General features: G+C 60.7%; 18 protein-coding genes. 14 read left to right on the top strand and 4 right to left on the bottom strand.

The genetic code is table 11. The annotated features are described in order from the left end of the window. Positions 1 to 62 precede the first annotated feature (62 nt). The 3 genes from BTE54_RS01470 (at position 63) to BTE54_RS01460 (ending at position 2,636) form a co-directional block, all read left to right on the top strand. Positions 63 to 464 (top strand): MAPEG family protein, encoded by a 402-nt coding sequence (locus tag BTE54_RS01470; protein WP_065654414.1) that lies wholly within the window; start codon positions 63 to 65, stop codon positions 462 to 464. Between the two features lie 149 nt (positions 465 to 613). After that, on the top strand, positions 614 to 1,642 hold the full coding sequence (adhP, locus tag BTE54_RS01465; RefSeq protein ID WP_004432721.1) for an alcohol dehydrogenase AdhP: 1,029 nt from the start codon (positions 614 to 616) through the stop codon (positions 1,640 to 1,642). A gap of 118 nt (positions 1,643 to 1,760) precedes the next feature. Further along, positions 1,761 to 2,636, top strand: coding sequence for a dienelactone hydrolase family protein (locus tag BTE54_RS01460; RefSeq protein ID WP_078051230.1), 876 nt, complete (start codon positions 1,761 to 1,763; stop codon positions 2,634 to 2,636). A 232-nt stretch (positions 2,637 to 2,868) separates the two neighbouring features. On the opposite strand, the gene moaB is transcribed toward BTE54_RS01460, so the two are convergent. The 4 genes from moaB to BTE54_RS01440 all read right to left on the bottom strand — a co-directional run bounded on the left by moaB (position 2,869) and on the right by BTE54_RS01440 (position 7,467). Then, on the bottom strand, positions 2,869 to 3,414 hold the full coding sequence (gene moaB / locus BTE54_RS01455) for a molybdenum cofactor biosynthesis protein B (RefSeq protein WP_004432727.1): 546 nt from the start codon (positions 3,412 to 3,414) through the stop codon (positions 2,869 to 2,871). A 108-nt stretch (positions 3,415 to 3,522) separates the two neighbouring features. Beyond that, positions 3,523 to 4,407 (bottom strand): 4-(cytidine 5'-diphospho)-2-C-methyl-D-erythritol kinase, encoded by an 885-nt coding sequence (locus BTE54_RS01450; RefSeq protein ID WP_078051229.1) that lies wholly within the window; start codon positions 4,405 to 4,407, stop codon positions 3,523 to 3,525. 6 nt (positions 4,408 to 4,413) lie between these two features. Then, on the bottom strand, positions 4,414 to 6,261 hold the full coding sequence (locus BTE54_RS01445) for a tetratricopeptide repeat protein (RefSeq protein WP_078051500.1): 1,848 nt from the start codon (positions 6,259 to 6,261) through the stop codon (positions 4,414 to 4,416). Positions 6,262 to 6,450: 189 nt separating this feature from the next. Beyond that, positions 6,451 to 7,467 (bottom strand): polyprenyl synthetase family protein, encoded by a 1,017-nt coding sequence (locus tag BTE54_RS01440; RefSeq protein ID WP_035261923.1) that lies wholly within the window; start codon positions 7,465 to 7,467, stop codon positions 6,451 to 6,453. Positions 7,468 to 7,578: 111 nt separating this feature from the next. On the opposite strand from BTE54_RS01440, the gene BTE54_RS01435 reads away from it, so the two are divergent. The 11 genes from BTE54_RS01435 (at position 7,579) to glyS (ending at position 17,734) form a co-directional block, all read left to right on the top strand. After that, the gene (locus BTE54_RS01435) at positions 7,579 to 7,809 is read left to right on the top strand and encodes a DUF2007 domain-containing protein (RefSeq protein ID WP_003503261.1); all 231 of its coding nucleotides are present in this window, start codon (positions 7,579 to 7,581) and stop codon (positions 7,807 to 7,809) included. Positions 7,810 to 7,815: 6 nt separating this feature from the next. After that, positions 7,816 to 8,616: a tRNA1(Val) (adenine(37)-N6)-methyltransferase gene (locus BTE54_RS01430; protein ID WP_065654410.1), complete on the top strand. Its 801-nt coding sequence runs from the start codon at positions 7,816 to 7,818 to the stop codon at positions 8,614 to 8,616. A 91-nt stretch (positions 8,617 to 8,707) separates the two neighbouring features. Then, entirely contained in the window at positions 8,708 to 9,574 is an 867-nt protein-coding gene (locus BTE54_RS01425) for a S49 family peptidase (protein ID WP_161987679.1), read from the top strand. Between the two features lie 20 nt (positions 9,575 to 9,594). Further along, on the top strand, positions 9,595 to 9,789 hold the full coding sequence (locus BTE54_RS01420; RefSeq protein WP_004432742.1) for a hypothetical protein: 195 nt from the start codon (positions 9,595 to 9,597) through the stop codon (positions 9,787 to 9,789). A 52-nt stretch (positions 9,790 to 9,841) separates the two neighbouring features. Beyond that, on the top strand, positions 9,842 to 10,072 hold the full coding sequence (locus tag BTE54_RS01415; RefSeq protein WP_078051228.1) for an AbrB/MazE/SpoVT family DNA-binding domain-containing protein: 231 nt from the start codon (positions 9,842 to 9,844) through the stop codon (positions 10,070 to 10,072). Then, positions 10,069 to 10,485 (top strand): PIN domain-containing protein, encoded by a 417-nt coding sequence (locus tag BTE54_RS01410; protein ID WP_078051227.1) that lies wholly within the window; start codon positions 10,069 to 10,071, stop codon positions 10,483 to 10,485. Before BTE54_RS01415 ends, BTE54_RS01410 begins: the two co-directional genes overlap by 4 nt. Positions 10,486 to 10,595: 110 nt before the next feature. After that, positions 10,596 to 11,528: a glycine--tRNA ligase subunit alpha gene (locus BTE54_RS01405; RefSeq protein ID WP_006699475.1), complete on the top strand. Its 933-nt coding sequence runs from the start codon at positions 10,596 to 10,598 to the stop codon at positions 11,526 to 11,528. 78 nt (positions 11,529 to 11,606) lie between these two features. Further along, entirely contained in the window at positions 11,607 to 12,158 is a 552-nt protein-coding gene (locus BTE54_RS01400) for a LemA family protein (RefSeq protein WP_078051226.1), read from the top strand. 87 nt (positions 12,159 to 12,245) lie between these two features. Then, entirely contained in the window at positions 12,246 to 13,523 is a 1,278-nt protein-coding gene (gene aroA / locus BTE54_RS01395) for a 3-phosphoshikimate 1-carboxyvinyltransferase (protein ID WP_078051497.1), read from the top strand. 21 nt (positions 13,524 to 13,544) lie between these two features. Continuing rightward, positions 13,545 to 15,482 (top strand): DUF2207 domain-containing protein, encoded by a 1,938-nt coding sequence (locus BTE54_RS01390; RefSeq protein WP_078051225.1) that lies wholly within the window; start codon positions 13,545 to 13,547, stop codon positions 15,480 to 15,482. Between the two features lie 98 nt (positions 15,483 to 15,580). Further along, positions 15,581 to 17,734, top strand: coding sequence for a glycine--tRNA ligase subunit beta (gene glyS / locus BTE54_RS01385; protein WP_078051224.1), 2,154 nt, complete (start codon positions 15,581 to 15,583; stop codon positions 17,732 to 17,734). The last annotated feature ends 166 nt before the right edge of the window (positions 17,735 to 17,900 follow it).

Raw genomic sequence — 17,900 nt, 5'->3', positions numbered from 1 at the left:
TTCATGCCGGATCGGGGAGCGTTTTCATGATTGGAGAAGAAAGCATGTCACCCACGACCGCAATGTTCTGGCCGATGATCGCCCATGTCTTTCTGGTCTTTTGCCTTTATGCGCTCCTGATCATCCGGCGTAACAAATACACCTTCAAGGATCGCGAATCGGCGATCAAGCTGCGCGACCAGGGCGAAGAGGCGCGTGAAAGCCATCTGGTGAACCGTAACATCGCCAATCAGTTCGAACTGCCGGTGCTGTTCCACATCGCCTGCCTGCTGCTCTACATCACTGATGCGGACAATATCGTCACCGTCGTTCTGGCATGGCTGTTCGTGCTCTCGCGTTATGCCCATTCCTATGTCCACGTCACCAGCAACCGCCTGCGTCAGCGTGGCGCATTGTTCGGCATCGGCTTTGCGCTGGTCGTCTGCCTGTGGGCGTGGCTCGCCATATGGTTGGCGCTGGAGTAAATCAGCACCGTGAGGTTGCCTCATAAGTGAGACAATCCCGCCTTGCAAAATGCTCCGATTTGCGATGGGTCAATTCCATGACGCCCCATCCCCGTTAATCTCTGCCTGCCGTCGAGGATTCCAGGCGAGCAGAGATTAGGGAGTATGTCATGGCTAAGACAATGAAGGCAGCCGTCGTCCGCGCGTTTGGAAAACCGCTGACCATCGAGGAAGTGGCGATACCGGATCCCGGCCCGGGTGAAATTCTCATCAACTACAAGGCGACGGGCATTTGCCACACCGACCTGCACGCCGCAACCGGCGACTGGCCGGTCAAACCCAACCCGCCCTTCATCCCCGGCCACGAAGGTGTGGGTTACGTCGCCAAGATCGGCGCTGGCGTCACGGGCATCAAGGAAGGCGACCGCGCCGGCACGCCCTGGCTCTACACCGCCTGCGGATGCTGCATTCCATGCCGCACGGGCTGGGAAACGCTGTGCCCGAGCCAGAAGAATTCCGGCTATTCCGTCAATGGCAGCTTTGCGGAATACGGCCTCGCCGATCCGAAATTCGTCGGCCGCCTGCCGGATAATCTCGATTTCGGCCCGGCCGCACCGGTGCTCTGCGCCGGCGTTACCGTCTATAAGGGGCTGAAGGAAACCGAAGTCAGGCCCGGTGAGTGGGTGGTCATTTCAGGCATTGGCGGGCTTGGCCACATGGCCGTGCAATATGCCAAGGCCATGGGCATGCATGTCGTTGCCGCCGATATTTTCGACGACAAGCTGGCGCTTGCGAAAAAACTCGGAGCCGATGTCACCGTCAATGGCCGCGCGCCAGATGCGGTGGAGCAGGTACAGAAAGCGACGGGCGGTGTCCATGGCGCGCTGGTGACGGCGGTGTCGCCCAAGGCCATGGAGCAGGCTTACGGCTTCCTGCGCTCCAAGGGCACCATGGCGCTTGTCGGCCTGCCGCCGGGCTTCATCTCCATTCCGGTGTTCGACACGGTGCTGAAGCGCATCACGGTGCGCGGCTCCATCGTCGGCACGCGGCAGGATCTGGAGGAAGCGCTGACCTTCGCCGGCGAAGGCAAGGTGGCGGCTCACTTCTCGTGGGACAAGCTCGAAAACATCAACGATATCTTCCACCGCATGGAAGAGGGCAAGATCGACGGCCGTATCGTCGTGGACCTCGCCGCCTGATGTGAAAACTGGCTGGCGGCGCTCACGTAAATGTGTGGCGCCGCTTGCCCCCGCCTCGTTCCCCACGGGGCGATCTGCGCTATCCTTCCGCATCCGTGCGTTCAAGGAGGATAGAGCGATGGACAAGCCCAAGATCACGCAGGCCATGATCGACGCTTACGATGAATATACCCATCTCAGCCTTGATCGCCGCAAATTCATGGAAAAGCTCACCGTATTGGCAGGGTCTGGTGCAGCGGCGGCGGCCATCGCCCCGCTTCTTTCGGCCAACAGCGCCCGTGCGGCTGTCATCGCGGCCGATGACGACAGGATCGTCGCCGAGGAGGTGACCTATCCCGCCGCCGGCGGCGAGATGAAGGGTTACCTCGTTACACCGAAATCCGTTTCCGGCCCCATCGGCTCCGTCATCGTCATCCACGAGAACCGTGGTCTGAACGACCATATTCGTGACGTGGCAAGGCGGGTGGCGCTCGCCGGTTTTCGGGCGCTTGCTGTCGATTTCCTCTCACCGCAGGGCGGCACGCCCGCCGATGAGGAGAAGGCACGGCAGATGTTCAGCGGTCTTGACATGGACGCGACCGTTGCCAATGCCGAAGCGGGCCGGGTGTGGCTTGCGGCCCGGCAGGGGGCGAATGGCAAGGTGGGCGCGGTCGGTTTCTGCTGGGGCGGCGGGCTGGTCAACCGTTTCGCCACCAAATCGGCAGGTTTGAATGCCGGCGTCGCCTATTACGGCCAGCAGGCCCCGGCGGCCGATGTATCAGCCATCAAGGCGCCGCTGCTTTTGCACTATGCGGGTCTCGATGAGCGCATCAATGCCGGCATCGATGCCTATAAAAAGGCGCTGGAGGAAAACGGCAAGACCTTTGAAATCTTCGTCTATGACGGCGTCAACCACGCCTTCAACAATGACACGTCCTCGGCGCGCTACGACAAGGCGGCCGCAGATCTCGCCTGGGGCCGGACGACGGAGTTCTTCAAGAAATATCTGGCGTGATGGGGTTTTGGGCGGGCATTGTATGCGAACCGGAGGTGGGTGCGGCTTCACCCCCCTCTGCCCTGCCGGGCATCTCCCCCTCAAGGGGGGAGATCGATCTGCGGCGATGTCTAGTGCATCTTGAAGCTTGAGATAAAGCGACAAGAGGGCCTCTTGCCGATCTCCCCCCTTGAGGGGGAGATGCCCGGCAGGGCAGAGGGGGGTAAGCCCCACGCGCCCTCAATCCGCTGATCTAAACGCCCCCAGCCCCACGCTTCAAATGCTCATCGAGCCTTGGCATGATCTCCACGAAATTGCAGGGCAGGTGGCGATAATCGAGCTGGGCTTTCAGAATGCCGTCCCACGCATCCTTGCACGCACCCGGTGAGCCGGGCAGCACGAAGATGAAGGTCGCGTTCGCCACGCCGCCGGTCGCGCGTGACTGGATGGTGGCGGTGCCGATCTTGTCATAGGAGATGCGGTGGAAGAGGGCGGAAAACCCATCCATGCGCTTTTCGAACAGCGGCTCCAGCGCTTCGGGCGTCACATCGCGGCCGGTAAAGCCGGTGCCGCCGGTGGTGATCACCACATCCACGCCTTCAGCGAGCGTCCAGTCGCGAACCGTGCCGGCAATCGCTGCCCTGTCATCAGGCACGATGGCGCGGGCCGCGAGCCTGTGGCCCGCTTCCTCCAGCCTTGCGACGAGCGTATCACCGGATTTGTCATTCTCCAGCGTGCGGCTGTCCGAAACGGTCAAAACCGCAATGCCAAGGGGAATGAAGGGTCTTTCGCCTGCCATGGCCTTATCCTCGAATGCCGGGAGCATCGGACCGAAAAGTGTATTGCGGTTTTCGGAAAATCCGATGCTCAAACAGAACTGGGAGCGGCGGGCCCGCCGCTCTAATCTTCAAATGGTCCGCGTCGCCTGAAAATACCAGCCGGGGCGTTTCTTCCGAAGCGATGTTTCCGCTTTTTTAGCCGCTTCAAGGGAATGAAAAATTCCGAAACAGGTCGCCCCCGAACCGGACATGCGCACAAGCGCAGCACCTTCCTGCGACAGCAACCCAATGATTTCCCCGATTTCCGGCAGAAGCGCCTGCGCCGACGGTTGCAGATCGTTACGGCTTTGCGCGAGAAAATCCATCCAGCCGATTGTCGCAGAGGCGGGCAGGGGCGCATTGGTCTTGGTCTGCAATCGCCGGAAAATCTCCGGCGTCGAGACCGCCTTCAGCGGATTGGCCAGAACCATCACCAGTTCCGGCAGATCGGTGACCGGTTCGATGTCCTCGCCGATGCCGCGCGCGATCAGGGATCGGCTCTCAAGGCACATCGGTACATCCGCCCCGAGCGTCAGCGCCATGGATGCAAGCGCATCCGGCGCGATCCCGGCACGCCAGTGCCGCAAAAGCCCGCGCAGTGTCGCTGCCGCATCCGCCGAGCCGCCGCCGATACCGGAAGCCACCGGCAGGTTCTTTTCAAGATGAATGGCGACCGGGGGTGCAGGTTGCCCTGTCGATGCAAGCGCATCGCGCAACAGGTCCTTAGCGCGGGTGACGAGGTTATCGCCGCCATCGCCCGCGCGCAAAAGATCGCCGAAAGGGCCTGAGATGGAGAAACTGTCGGCATCGGCGTCGCGAATACGGATCGTGTCCCCGGCTTCAGTAAAGGTCACCAGCGTTTCGAGCAGGTGATACCCATCCGCTCGCTGGCCGGTCACATGCAGCGCCAGATTGATTTTGGCCGGGGCCGCCTCGATGGTCTCGATGGCCCCGGAAACCTCATGTCCGCGCATGCGGCGTCAGGATTTCTTGTCCGGAGTGGCAGCCGGTGCCGGTGCCGGAGGAGCCGGTGGCACCGGCGCGACTTCCTTTTTGGCGGTATTTTCGGCATCTTTTTCCACCGGCGGCAGGCCGTTGGCGATCTTTTCCTTCACCTTGGCCTTGTCCACGTCGTCGCTGTCGCCGATCAATGCGCGGTTCCACTGATAGACCGCCTCGATCTTGCGGCCGACCCGCCAGTAGGCGTCGCCCAGATGGTCATTGATGGTCGGATCGCCGGCTTTCAGTTCGATCGCCCGCTCCAGCTCGGTCACGGCTTCATCGAAAGCGCCGAGGCGATAATGCGCCCAGCCGAGCGAATCGACGATGTAGCCGTCATTCGGCCGAAGCTCGACGGCGCGGCTGATCATCTTCATGCCTTCATCGAGATTGATGCCCTTGTCCACCCAGGAATAGCCCAGATAGTTCAGAACCTGCGGCTGTTCCGGGTTCAGCTCCAGCGCCCGCTTGAAATTCGGTTCGGCCTTGTCCCATTCCTTCAGCCGCTCATAGGCGATGCCGCGCTGGAAGAAAACGGACCAGTCGGATTTCTGCGGCACGGAGCCGATGACCTCGATGGCCTTGTCGTAGTTCTCGGCCATCGCCTTGTAGTCCTTGGCGTCCGAAAGCACGCTGCCATAGGCGAGATAGGAACGAATGTCCTTCGGATCGGATTCGAGCAGGGATTTGAGGTGCTTGCGCGCCTCATCCACCTTGCCGGTCTGCGCAAGCGTCAGTCCGAGCTGCAGCTCGGAGATGCGATACATCGGCGAATCCTTCGGCACCTCGCGGTAGAAGGCAATGGCGCGGTCAGGCTGTTTCAGCGCTTCGGAAAGGCCGCCGAGAAGGATGAGCGTATCCGGGCTCTTTGGATCGAGCGCGCGCGACGTCTGCAGATAAAGCGTCACGATCTCTTCCGCGCCTTCGCGGTTCAGCGCGCCGGCGATGGAGAACATCACGCTGGCGGCGCCTTCCACCGCGTTGGTGATCTGCTGTTCCGGCTTTTCACCATTTTCGATGGACTGGCGAAGCGCTTTCAGCGGCGCGTAATTCGGTGCGAAAGTGTCTCCGACCGCAATCGCATCCAGCGCCTTCTGCTTGTTGCCGGCGGAAGCCTCCAGCCGGGCAAGCGCCATCACAGCGCGCATATAGGTATCGGAGGCGGTTGCCCCGCCTTCGCGGTCCGTCACCGCTTCGTTCAGGCTCTTGCGGGCGGCTTCATTGTTGCCGGAAACAAGGGCGATGGCCGCCGCATTGTATTTCTGGAAGATCGAAATCCAGCCCGGGCCCTTCATATTGTTGACCAGCGCCAGCGCTTCCTTCGGCTTGCCGGAACCGGCACGCGCCCACGCGGTCAAAAGCGTGTTGACCATGCGGTCGAGATCGTTCGGACCGGTATATTTCAGAATCTTCTCGGCCTTGGCGAATTCCTTATCCTTGATGGCGTCGAGACCGCGCACGATGGTCGTCACGCGCTCCACCGAGGTATCGTCCTTCATCGAATCGGCGATCTTGGCGCCGGCCTCGAAATTGCCGCTGAGAAGTTCGGCGATCATCAGCCGCTGGCGGATTTCCGTATTGGCCGGATCGAATTCCAGCGCCTTTTTGTAAAGCGAAATCGCGGTGGGATAATCCTGATCGACATCGGCATTGCGCCCGGCGAGGAAGGCGCCGGAGAAGGTGTTGACCTTGCCGGGATCGAACGTAACGGCCTTGTCTTCCGGTGTCGCCTTCGTCTCCGCAAAGCCGGGGCTTGCACCCGCGCCGATTGCGAGAGCAGCGGCAAGAGCCGCGCTGCAGAGAAGACGGAGTGCTGGTTTACGCCGCATGAGGGAACCTTTGCCTTTGTGCAGAAGCACGGAAAAATCAGTTTCCATTGTTGGTCACGATAGAATGGCTTTTTTGAAGCAGCCCCGCAAGAAATTATGGCCCCGGCCACAATCACGCCTTGCGGAGAAGCTAGCCCGGAACATTGGGCGGATGGTCTTTTCCATCCGCCTTTCGCCCGGCCTCTAGCGTCAGTTCAGACGCTCGATGCAGAAGTCGATCACTTCCAGAAGCGCATCTTTCCAGGGGCTCTGCGGCAGCGGTGCGAGCGCATCGCGGGCGATGGTGCCGTAATGCGTGGCGCGGCCGATCGTATCGCCAAGACCGTTGTATTTGGTGATCAGGCCCAGCGCCTTTTCAAGGTTCTCGTCGCTGCTTTCACCCTTTTCGATGGCGTTGCGCCAGAAGGCGCGCTCATCCTGCGTGCCGCGACGATAGGAGAGGATGACTGGCAGGGTGATCTTGCCTTCGCGGAAATCGTCGCCGGTATTCTTGCCGAGATCGGCGGATTTGCCGCCATAGTCCAGCACATCGTCGACAAGCTGGAAGGCGAGGCCGAGATTCATGCCGTAGGATTTCAGCGCGCTGCGGGTGGCCTTGTCCGTCTTGGCGACGATGGGGCCGACTTCCGCCGCCGCCGCAAAAAGGGCGGCCGTCTTGGCGCGAATCACCTGCAGATAATCGTCTTCCGTCGTTTCCATGTTCTTGGCGACAGAAAGCTGCAGCACCTCGCCCTCGGCGATCACCGAGGCGGCGGTGGACAGCACATCGAGCGCATCGAGGGAGCCGACATCCACCATCATGCGGAAGGCCTGACCGAGCAGGAAGTCGCCGACGAGAACGCTCGCCTGGTTGCCCCAGATGGTGCGGGCGGTGGATTTGCCGCGGCGCAGATCGCTTTCATCCACCACATCGTCATGCAGAAGCGTCGCCGTGTGCATGAATTCGACGCTGGTGGCGAGCTTGATGTGGTTGTCGCCCTCGTAACCGAACATCGAGGCCGAGGCGAGCGTCAGCATCGGCCGCAGGCGCTTGCCGCCGGAAGAGATGAGGTGGTTGGCCACCTCGGGTATCATCTGGACATCGGAACCGGCCTTGGAAAGGATAAGCTGGTTCACCCGTTCCATATCGGGGCGGGTCAGGTCGACAAGCGGCTTGACGGATGCGAGTTTGTTTTTGCTTTCTTCAAGCGGTATGACGACGCCCAAGGGACAGGACTCCAGTTCGAATTTGAATTCGACAATAAAAACTGACGCCTTGCGCGGCAAGGGGCGAATTGCCGCTAGCCATTCAAAAAGATGGGAATTTAAGGTCTATCCATGCGTGAACTGATCCGTACCAACGATGCCGTGCTGCTCTCCTTCGCCGAAAGCCTGATGAAGGATGCCGGCATCCATTGCCTCATCGCCGATCAGGCGATGAGCATTCTGGAAGGATCGCTCGGTCTTTTGCCGCGAAGGTTTCTGGTGGAGGAAGATCGGGCCGATCAGGCCCGCCGCATTCTCATCGATGCCGGGCTCGGCGACGAGTTGCGCAACGAAGAGGCTTGAACGGCGGTGGGCGACGGCATTTCCGAAACGATCGACGCCTTTCACCGGGGCCGGTTTCACGTCATCCAGCCGAAGGGCAGGGGACACCGGGCCGGCATGGACGCCATGCTTCTGGCGTCATTGGTGGCGGATGAGCGTGCCTGCCGGATAGCCGATCTCGGCGCGGGCGCAGGTGCCGCCGGCATGGCGGTTGCGACGCGGCTCGAAAAGGCTGAGGTGACGCTGTACGAACGCTCGCCGGAAATGGCGCAATTTGCCCGACGCAGCCTCGAACTGCCTGAGAATGCTGCATTTTCTGCGCGCGTCAGCGTGCGCGAAGCCGATGTGACGCTGCGGGCGAAAGCACGCGCCGAAGCGGGGTTGCCCGACGAGCATTTCCATCACGTCATCATGAACCCGCCCTATAACGATGCGGGCGACCGCCGCACGCCGGATGCCCTGAAGGCCGAAGCGCATGCCATGACCGATGGCCTGTTCGAAGACTGGATCAGGACCGCAGGCGCGATCATGGTGCCGGGTGGTCAGCTTTCCCTGATTTCAAGGCCGCAATCGGTGGCGGAGATCATCGCCGCCTGCGGCAGCCGTTTCGGCGGCCTCGAAATCACCCTCATTCATCCGCGCCCTGGCGAGGATGCGGTGCGCATGCTCGTCACCGCCATCAAAGGTTCACGGGCGCGGCTGTCCTTCCGTGCGCCGCTCATCATGCATGAGACCGGCAGCCATGCCTTCACCCCATTCGTCGATGACCTGAACAATGGCCGCGCCGCCTATTCGCGTAATGTAAGGGCAATCCGGCCGGCGTCATAAATATCGCCGTTCCGCCGGCCGCAAACCATTGTGTTTTCCGGGGCGATACATACATCCGTGACGAACGGATAAATGCTGCGAGGATTGAGTAGTGGGTTTTCTGAAGTATCTGGTGCCGAAACGCTTTCGTAAAAAAGAGCTCGTCATCCCGGTGGTGCGCATGCACGGTGCGATCATGGCCGGCGGCAACCAGTTCCGCCCCGCCCTCAATCTCGCCTCCTATGCGCCGCTTCTGGAAAAGGCCTTCGCCGTCAAGGATGCCCCGGCTGTCGCCATTTCGCTCAACTCGCCCGGCGGTTCGCCGGTGCAGGCGCGCATGATCTATAACCGCATCCGCCAGCTCGCCGAGGAAAAGGAAAAGAAGGTCCTGATCTTCGTCGAGGATGTTGCGGCCTCCGGCGGATACATGATCGCGCTTGCCGGTGATGAAATCATCGCGGATCCCACCTCCATCGTTGGTTCCATCGGCGTCGTCTCCGGTGGTTTCGGTTTTCCGGAAATGCTGAAGAAGATCGGCGTGGAGCGCCGTGTCTATACGGCCGGCGAGAACAAGGTCATCCTCGATCCCTTCCAGCCGGAAAAGGAAGGCGATATCGATTACCTGAAGTCGCTTCAGGTCGAAATCCACAATGTTTTCATTGATATGGTGAAGATGCGTCGCGGCTCGAAACTGAAGGGCGACGAGGCGATCTTCTCGGGCCTGTTCTGGACCGGCATGCGCGGCCTCGACCTCGGCCTGATCGACGGGCTGGGCGACATGCGCGAGGTTCTTCGCCGCCGTTACGGCACCAAGGTCAAGCTGCAGCTCGTCAGTGGCGGTCGCACTCTGTTCGGCAAAAAGGTGCCGGGCGTCAATGCTGCTCTGGACGTGAATGCCGAAAGGCTGGCCGCCGGTGCGGTATCGGGGCTTGCGGAGGTCGCCGAAGAAAAGGCATTGTGGTCGCGTTTCGGTCTATGATGTCTCAGGAATAAAGCCTTATGGCGCAGCTCATTACAATTATTCTTTTGGTGGTGGGATCCGTCATCCTTTACCGCCGCTTCGTCCGCGATGCGGAAAAGCTCTCGGCGAAATCGAAGCAGCGCGAGAAGGAACGGGAGACCGGCGCCATCGGCACGCTGATCAAGGACCCGGAAACCGGCGAATACCGCGTGAAGCGCGAGGATGAGGCGTAATTTTCCTGTAACGCAGAATTTGCTATAGTCGCTTTCGAGTAAGGAGGCTGTCATGCGTGTCACGAAATGGGGCGATAGTCTTGCGGTCCGCATCCCGGCGGATGTCGCGGAAGCCTTGCATATCAAGGAAGGCGACGAGGTGGATGTCGTTGCTGCAACCGATGCGGTTGTCAACGCGACGACCGACGAAGAGCGGCGACTGGCGCTTGAAAAAATTCGTTCCCTGCGATGGACATTGCCGCCGGACTATAAATTTGATCGTGACGAGGCTAATGAGCGTTGAGCAAGGCGCCCTTCGTTGACACCAATATTCTGGTCTATGCTTCGACCTCCGACCCGCGCTCCGAGGTGGCCAATACGATAATATCGCAGCCATTCGTTATCAGCGTCCAGGCACTTAACGAGTTTTCGGTTGTCGCGCGTAAAAAATTGCGAATGGAATGGAGCGGTATACGTTCCGCTTTGGAAGATTTCAGAACGGCGGCGGCGCAGATTGTGCCGCTGGACGTTGGTCTGCACATGGACGCGCTTGATCTTGTGCAGAGATACAATGTTGCTTTTTACGACGCCTTGATGCTGGCGGCAGCGCTGAAGGCGAAAAGCAATGTTTTCCTCTCCGAAGACATGCAGGATGGCCTCACCGTCGAAGGGCGAATGAAGATCGTCAACCCGTTCACCGCCCCTCTCCACGCATAAAACCTTGACCCTCACGCCATGCCGTGGCACGTGTCCGCATCCGAAGTAAGTCAATGCTTACTTGTCCTCCTAACGCCGCGATGACTGAAATGACCGATGTCCCCGACCATATGAACCCGAAGCGTTCCTTTCAGGCGCTGATCCTGACGCTGCACAATTACTGGGCCGACAAGGGCTGCGCGGTGCTGCAACCCTACGATATGGAAGTGGGCGCGGGTACGTTTCATCCGGCTACGACGTTGCGGGCACTCGGGCCAAAGCCATGGAAGGCCGCTTACGTGCAGCCCTCGCGCCGCCCGTCCGATGGGCGTTACGGCGAGAACCCCAATCGTCTGCAGCACTATTACCAGTATCAGGTGATCCTGAAACCAAACCCCTCGAACCTGCAGGAACTCTATCTGGGTTCGCTGAAGGCCATCGGCCTCGACCCTCTGCTGCACGATGTGCGCTTCGTCGAAGACGACTGGGAAAGCCCGACGCTCGGCGCCTGGGGCCTTGGCTGGGAGTGCTGGTGCGACGGCATGGAAGTATCGCAGTTCACTTACTTCCAGCAGGTCTGCGGCATCGAATGCTCGCCGGTTGCGGGCGAGCTGACCTATGGTCTGGAGCGTCTGGCCATGTATGTCCAGGGCGTCGACAATGTCTACGACCTGAACTTCAACGGCCGCGAGGGCGAAGAGAAGATTTCTTATGGCGACGTCTTCCTTCAAGCGGAGCAGGAATATTCCCGCCATAATTTCGAATTTGCCGATACGGCCATGCTGCATCGCCATTTCATCGACGCCGAAAAGGAATGCCAGGCGCTTCTCGCCGCCGGCGCGCCCGGTGACAACGACAACCAGCGCCTGCACAAATGCGTTTTCCCGGCCTATGACCAGTGCATCAAGGCCAGCCACGTCTTCAACCTTCTGGATGCACGCGGCGTAATTTCGGTCACGGAACGCCAGAGCTATATCCTGCGCGTGCGCACACTGGCGAAAGCCTGCGGCGAAGCCTTCCTGCTGACGGATGCGGGCGGGCTGAACTGGAACAGGGCCGCCTGAACGTTTATGTAAGGCGGGGCAACAGTCTAACGTGCGGACGCCACTACGGTGTCCGCGCCTCTTGAGGAGGGGTCGGGAATGTTCATCACGCTGGCAATCATCGCGGCAATCGCGCTTTATGTCGTCTTCATTTATAACGGGCTGGTCAAGGCGCGGCAGATGAAGGAAGAGGCGTGGTCGGGCATCGACGTGCAGCTGAAGCGCCGCGCTGATCTTATTCCCAATCTCATCGAGACAGTGAAGGGTTACGCGGCGCATGAAAAGAGCACCTTCGAGGAGGTGATCGCCATGCGCAACCGAGCGCAGGCCGTGCCGGCGGGCGATGTCGAAGGTCGCGCCCAGGCGGAAGGGCTGCTGTCGCAGGCGCTCGGCAAGCTCTTTGCGCTTGCCGAAGCCTATCCCGATCTCAAGGCCAATACGAATTTTCTGGAATTGCAGCGTTCGCTGGAAACCATCGAAAGCGAAATCCAGATGTCGCGCCGTTATTATAATGGCGCCGCCCGCGACCTCAACGTCAAGGTGGAAAGCTTCCCCTCCAATCTGGTCGCAGGCCAGTTCGGTTTTGCCAAGGCGCCCTATTTCGAGATCGACAACCCGGCCGACCGCGCCGTGCCGACTGTGAAATTCTAAGCGCACTGTTCCCTCGGCGGCTTGAGACCTCCCGTTCAAATTCCGATAATCCGGCTCTTCGCCGCATTCTTTGACAAGACGACAATCATGATCGAACTGACCATCACCCCGCCCGACCATCCGCTTTCCGGCAAGGTCGAGCCGCCCGGCTCCAAGTCCATCACCAACCGTGCGCTTCTCCTGGCCGGTCTTGCCAAGGGCAAAAGCCGGTTGACCGGCGCACTGAAAAGCGACGACACGCTTTATATGGCCGAAGCCCTGCGCGAGATGGGCGTGAAGGTAACCGAGCCAGATGCCACCACTTTCGTCGTGGAGGGTACTGGCGTTTTGCAGCAGCCGGAAAAGCCGCTTTTCCTCGGCAATGCCGGCACCGCCACACGATTCCTCACCGCTGCTGCCGCGCTTGTGGATGGCGCTGTCATCATCGATGGCGACGAGCATATGCGCAAACGCCCGATCATGCCGCTGGTGGAGGCCCTGCGCTCCCTCGGTGTCGAGGCGGAAGCGCCGACCGGCTGCCCGCCCGTCACCGTCTGCGGCAAGGGCACGGGTTTCCCGAAGGGCAGCGTCACCATCGATGCCAACCTCTCCAGCCAATACGTGTCGGCGCTTCTGATGGCGGCCGCCTGCGGCGACAAGCCTGTCGATATCATCCTCAAGGGCGAGGAAATCGGCGCCAAGGGTTATATCGATCTCACCACATCGGCCATGGAGGCTTTCGGTGCGAAGATTGAGCGGGTCAGCAACGCCATCTGGCGCGTGCATCCGACGGGTTACACGGCGACCGATTTCCACATCGAGCCGGATGCCTCCGCCGCCACCTATCTCTGGGGCGCGGAACTGCTGACCGGCGGCGCGATCGATATCGGCACGCCGGCCGATAAATTCACCCAGCCGGACGCCAAGGCTTATGATGTCATGGCCAAGTTTCCGCACCTGCCCGCCGAAATCGACGGCTCGCAGATGCAGGACGCCATTCCGACCATCGCGGTTCTGGCCGCCTTCAACGAGACGCCGGTGCGTTTCGTCGGCATCGCCAATCTGCGCGTCAAGGAATGCGACCGTATCCGCGCCGTCTCGCTTGGCCTCAACGAAATCCGTAATGGTCTGGCGCATGAGGAAGGCGACGACCTGATCGTGCATGCCGATCCGGCCCTTGCAGGCCAGACGGTCAAGGCCTCCATCGATACTTTTGCCGACCACCGCATCGCCATGAGCTTTGCGCTGGCGGCGCTGAAAGTCGGCGGCATTGCCATCCAGAATCCGGCCTGCGTCGGCAAGACCTATCCCGGTTACTGGAAGGCGCTTGCTTCGCTCGGCGTCGACTACACCGAAAAGGAAAGCGCTGCCGAGCCGCAGCACTGAGCCATTGAGGAGGGACCGCCCGTGAAGACCATCGCCGCAAGACTTCTCGCGCTGTTCGTCTTCCTGGGCGCGGCCTTCCCGGCCTTCGCGGAGGAATTCATCCGCTCCTACCATTCCGTCATCGAGCTGGCGGCGGATGGCAAGCTGACGGTGACGGAAACCATCACCGCCCGCGCGGAAGGGCAGAACATCAAACGCGGCATCTTCCGCGATTTTCCGCTTTATGCGCTGGATGCGAATAACCGCCGCACCAAGGTGGATTTCAACGTCGTTTCGGTGGAGCGCGATGGCGCGCCAGAAAACTGGCGCACCGAAAATATCGATGGCGGCATCCGCATCTATACCGGCAGCGCCGAGCGTTTTCTGCCGACCGGCGAGCATATCTTCCAGATCACTTACACCACCGCCCGGCAGATCCGCTATTTCAGCGATTATGATGAGCTGACCTGGAATGTCACCGGCAATGGCTGGCAATTCCCCATGGGCGAGATTTCCGCCACCATCACTCTGCCGCAGGGCGTCAGGGCGACAGATACGGCCGTCTTCACCGGTCCGCTGGGCGCGAAGGGCAAGGATGCGCGCATCTTGAGCGAAGGTAACGAGGTATTCTTCGCCTCCACCCGCCCGTTTACGGTTGGCGAGGGCATGACAGTCGCCGTCAAGCTGCCCAAGGGCGCGATTGCGGCACCAGACACCTCACAGGAGGCGGGCTGGTGGCTGCGGGATAATCTCGCCATCCTGCTTTCGGGCGGCGGGCTTTTCGCCGTGCTGCTTTATTACCTGCGCGCCTGGTTCGCCGTCGGCCGCGATCCGGCGAAGGGCGTGGTCGTGCCGCGCTGGGATGCACCGGAGGGGCTCTCGCCGGCTCTGGTCAATTACGTCGATAATCGCGGGTTTTCAGGTGCCGGCTGGACAGCGCTCTCTGCCTCGGCCCTTGATCTTGCGGTAAAGGGTTATGTCGTTCTGGAGGATTTGAAGAACGCCATCGTCATTCGCCGCACGGAAAAGGCAACCGCCGCCGATCTGCCGACCGGCCAGAAGACGCTGCTTGCCTCCATCGGCAGTCCGGGCGAGACTTTGACCATCGACAAGGCCCATGGTGCGGAAGTTGAAAAGGTCGGAAAACAGTTCCGCGCGGCGATAGAGAAAGAGCATCGCGGCAAATATTACCGCAGCAATGCCGGTTACATCGTCTTCGGCATCTTCCTCAGCATCGCCCTCATCGTCGCGACGTTGATCTTCGGCGATCTGGATGAAAGCGCCATTGCCGCCGTGCTGGTCTTCGGCTTTTTCGCCTTCTTCTTCAGCATCCTGTCGATCGGCATCGGCCGCCAGTTTTCGCGCGGCGCACCGCTACGCAAGCGGATAGGCGGCATTGTCATGCTGGCTTTTGCCGGTTTCGTGGCCTTTTCCGCCATTGGCGGCATCGCCACACAAATCCTGCTGGATGTGACGCATGACACCAAGTCGCTGGCACTGGCCGCCATCGGCGGCATCGTGCTCACCAACGCGCTGTTCCTGTTCCTGATGGGCGCGCCGACGCCGCTCGGCCGCAAGCTGATGGATGGCATTGAGGGCCTCCGAACCTATCTGACGCTGGCGGAAAAAGACCGGATGAACATGGCCGGCGCGCCCGCCATGTCGCCGCAGCATTTCGAGACGTTGCTGCCCTATGCCGTGGCGCTCGGCGTTGAAAAACCGTGGAGCCGCACCTTCGAGGCATGGCTTGCAACGGCCGCTGCCGGTGCCGCTGCTGCAAGTTATGCGCCCGGCTGGTATGCGGGCAGCAATTACGGAACCTTTGGCGACAGGATCGGCGGCTTTTCCACCTCCATGGCCAATACCATCGCCTCCACCATTCCCCAGCCCGTCAGTTCTTCCGGTTCCAGCTTTTCGGGCGGTGGTGGCGGCGGTTTTTCCGGCTCCGGCGGCGGTGGTGGTGGCGGCGGCGGCTGGTAACGCCCGCCGGCGGTAATTTAACCGATAGCTGGTGACTTTTGCCGCTGGTCTTGCTAAGTCCGCGACACTCTTTTGCAACAGATTAAAGTCCTTATCCCATGCCCGATCTTCTGCTTGAACTTCGCTCCGAGGAAATCCCTGCCCGCATGCAGCGCAAGGCGGCGGGCGATCTGAAGAAACTCGTCACCGATGCCTTGGTGGAGAGAGGGCTGACCTATGAAGGTGCGCGCGAATATTGGACGCCGCGTCGCCTGACACTGGATATTCGCGGCCTTAATGCCCGCTCCGCCGATGTGCGTGAGGAAAAGAAGGGTCCGCGCACCGACGCCAATGAAAAGGCCATCGAGGGCTTTCTGCGCGGCGCCGGCCTCAACGACATTTCGGAAGCGCAGGTCGTTTCCGATCCGAAGAAGGGCGATTTCTACATCGCCATCATCAACAAGCCCGGCCGCCCGGCGGAAGAGATCATTGCGGAAGTGATGCCTGGCATCATCCGCTCCTTCCCCTGGCCGAAATCCATGCGCTCCGGCCCCGCCTCCATGCCGAAGGGTTCGAGCTATGCCGGTATCGAAGGCAAGGGTTCGGAAAGCCTGCGCTGGGTGCGCCCGCTGCAATCCATCGTCTGCCTGTTCGGCCCCGAACATGACGAAACGCAGGTCATTCCTTTCGCCATCGACGGCATCGTCGCCGGAAACGTCACCTATGGCCATCGTTTCCATGCACCCGGTCCGATCACCGTGCGCCGTTTCGAGGATTATGTCTCGAGCCTCGAAAAGGCGAAGGTCGTTCTCGATGCCGAACGCCGCAAGGATATCATCCTGCACGACGCCAAGGATCTCGCTTTCGCCAACGGTCTTGAACTGGTGGAAGATGAAGGCCTGCTGGAAGAAGTCTCTGGCCTCGTCGAATGGCCGCAGGTTCTGATGGGCACCTTCGAGGAAGATTACCTGCAGATCCCGGCGGAAATCATTCGCCTCACCATCAAGACCAACCAGAAGTGTTTCGTCACCCGCAATCAGGGTGCGGAAGAGGGTCTTTCCAACCGCTTCATCCTGATCTCGAATATCGAGGCAAGCGATGGCGGCAAGGAAATCATCCATGGCAATGGCAAGGTGGTTCGCGCCCGCCTGTCGGATGCCCGCCACTTCTGGACCCGTGACCAGGGCGATCTGCCTGATCTTGAGACGCTGAAGGACTCGGCCGCGAAATTCGGCCTCGACCTCAATAAGCCGCTCGACCAGCGTATGGCCAAACTCGACGCATTGAACGTGACGTTCCACGCCAAGCTCGGCACGCAGGGTGAGCGCGTGGCTCGCATCCGCGAACTCGCCAAGGCGCTGGCTCCTGTTGTTGGTGCCGATGCCGCTCTGGTGGACCGCGCCGTGGTGCTGGCGAAAGCCGACCTGCGCACTGAAGCCGTCGGCGAATTCCCCGAGCTTCAGGGCCTGATGGGCCGCAAATATGCGACGCTGCTGGGCGAAAACGAAAGCGTCGCGGCCGCCATCGAAGACCACTACAAACCGCAGGGCCCGTCCGACCGCCTGCCGGCCGACAAGGTGGCGATCACGGTCGCTCTCGCCGACAAGCTCGATACACTCGTCGGTTTCTGGGCCATTGACGAGAAGCCGACCGGCTCCAAGGATCCCTTCGCGCTTCGTCGTGCGGCGCTGGGTGTGGTCCGCATTCTGCTTGAGAAAAACGTGCGGCTTCCGCTGCTAAGCGTTGCGAAGGACCCGGACCTTCTCTCCTTCTTCCATGATCGCCTGAAGGTCTATCTCCGCGACCTCGGCGCGCGTTACGATCTGATCGACGCCGTCCTGACGCCGGAATCCGACGATTTGCTGATGATCGCCCGCCGTGTCGAGGCGCTCACCGCTTTCATCACCGGCGAGGATGGCCGCAACCTTCTGGCAGGCGCCAAGCGCGCCACCCAGCTTCTGGCGGCAGAGGAAAAGAAGGGCACCGTGGTGGCCGATGGCGTCTCGGAAGAGCTGTTGAAGCTCGATGCCGAAAAGGCGCTTTATACGGCGATCAAGACCGCATCTGCCGACGCTGCGAAGGCTGTTGCGGGCGAGGATTTCCGCTCCGCCATGCAGGCGCTCTCCACACTTCGCGCGCCCGTCGATAAGTTCTTTGAGGATGTGCTCGTTAATGACGAGGATGCGGCCATCCGTGCCAACCGTCTGGCGTTGCTGAAGGCTATTCGCGAAGCGACCGGAACGGTTGCGGATTTCTCGAAGATAACGGGGTGAGGGGTTTCGGGGTAGACGTACATGTCAGTGTGTGCGGTTCACCCCCCTCTGCCCTGCCGGACATCTCCCCCTCAAGGGGGGAGATCGACCCGCGGCAGCCTCTCGATTACCTCTAATGTCGCGATTTTTGCGGGGAGCCTTCCTCTTGCCGATCTCCCCCCTTGAG

This window comes from Agrobacterium sp. YIC 4121 (assembly GCF_002008205.1).
GTDB classification, from domain to species: domain Bacteria; phylum Pseudomonadota; class Alphaproteobacteria; order Rhizobiales; family Rhizobiaceae; genus Agrobacterium; species Agrobacterium leguminum.
The sequence above is the reverse complement of the archived record's forward strand: the minus strand, read 5'-3'. Positions and strand labels throughout refer to the sequence as shown.

Coding starts and splice junctions, on each gene's coding strand:
- BTE54_RS01405 (WP_006699475.1), top strand. CDS start 10,596: ATGAACCCGAAGCGTTCCTTTCAGGCGCTGATCCTGACGCTGCACAAT.
- BTE54_RS01470 (WP_065654414.1), top strand. CDS start 63: ATGTTCTGGCCGATGATCGCCCATGTCTTTCTGGTCTTTTGCCTTTAT.
- BTE54_RS01450 (WP_078051229.1), bottom strand. CDS start 4,407: ATGCGCGGACATGAGGTTTCCGGGGCCATCGAGACCATCGAGGCGGCC.
- aroA (WP_078051497.1), top strand. CDS start 12,246: ATGATCGAACTGACCATCACCCCGCCCGACCATCCGCTTTCCGGCAAG.
- moaB (WP_004432727.1), bottom strand. CDS start 3,414: ATGGCAGGCGAAAGACCCTTCATTCCCCTTGGCATTGCGGTTTTGACC.
- BTE54_RS01435 (WP_003503261.1), top strand. CDS start 7,579: ATGCGTGAACTGATCCGTACCAACGATGCCGTGCTGCTCTCCTTCGCC.
- BTE54_RS01460 (WP_078051230.1), top strand. CDS start 1,761: ATGGACAAGCCCAAGATCACGCAGGCCATGATCGACGCTTACGATGAA.
- BTE54_RS01400 (WP_078051226.1), top strand. CDS start 11,607: ATGTTCATCACGCTGGCAATCATCGCGGCAATCGCGCTTTATGTCGTC.
- glyS (WP_078051224.1), top strand. CDS start 15,581: ATGCCCGATCTTCTGCTTGAACTTCGCTCCGAGGAAATCCCTGCCCGC.
- BTE54_RS01415 (WP_078051228.1), top strand. CDS start 9,842: ATGCGTGTCACGAAATGGGGCGATAGTCTTGCGGTCCGCATCCCGGCG.
- BTE54_RS01420 (WP_004432742.1), top strand. CDS start 9,595: ATGGCGCAGCTCATTACAATTATTCTTTTGGTGGTGGGATCCGTCATC.
- adhP (WP_004432721.1), top strand. CDS start 614: ATGGCTAAGACAATGAAGGCAGCCGTCGTCCGCGCGTTTGGAAAACCG.
- BTE54_RS01445 (WP_078051500.1), bottom strand. CDS start 6,261: ATGCGGCGTAAACCAGCACTCCGTCTTCTCTGCAGCGCGGCTCTTGCC.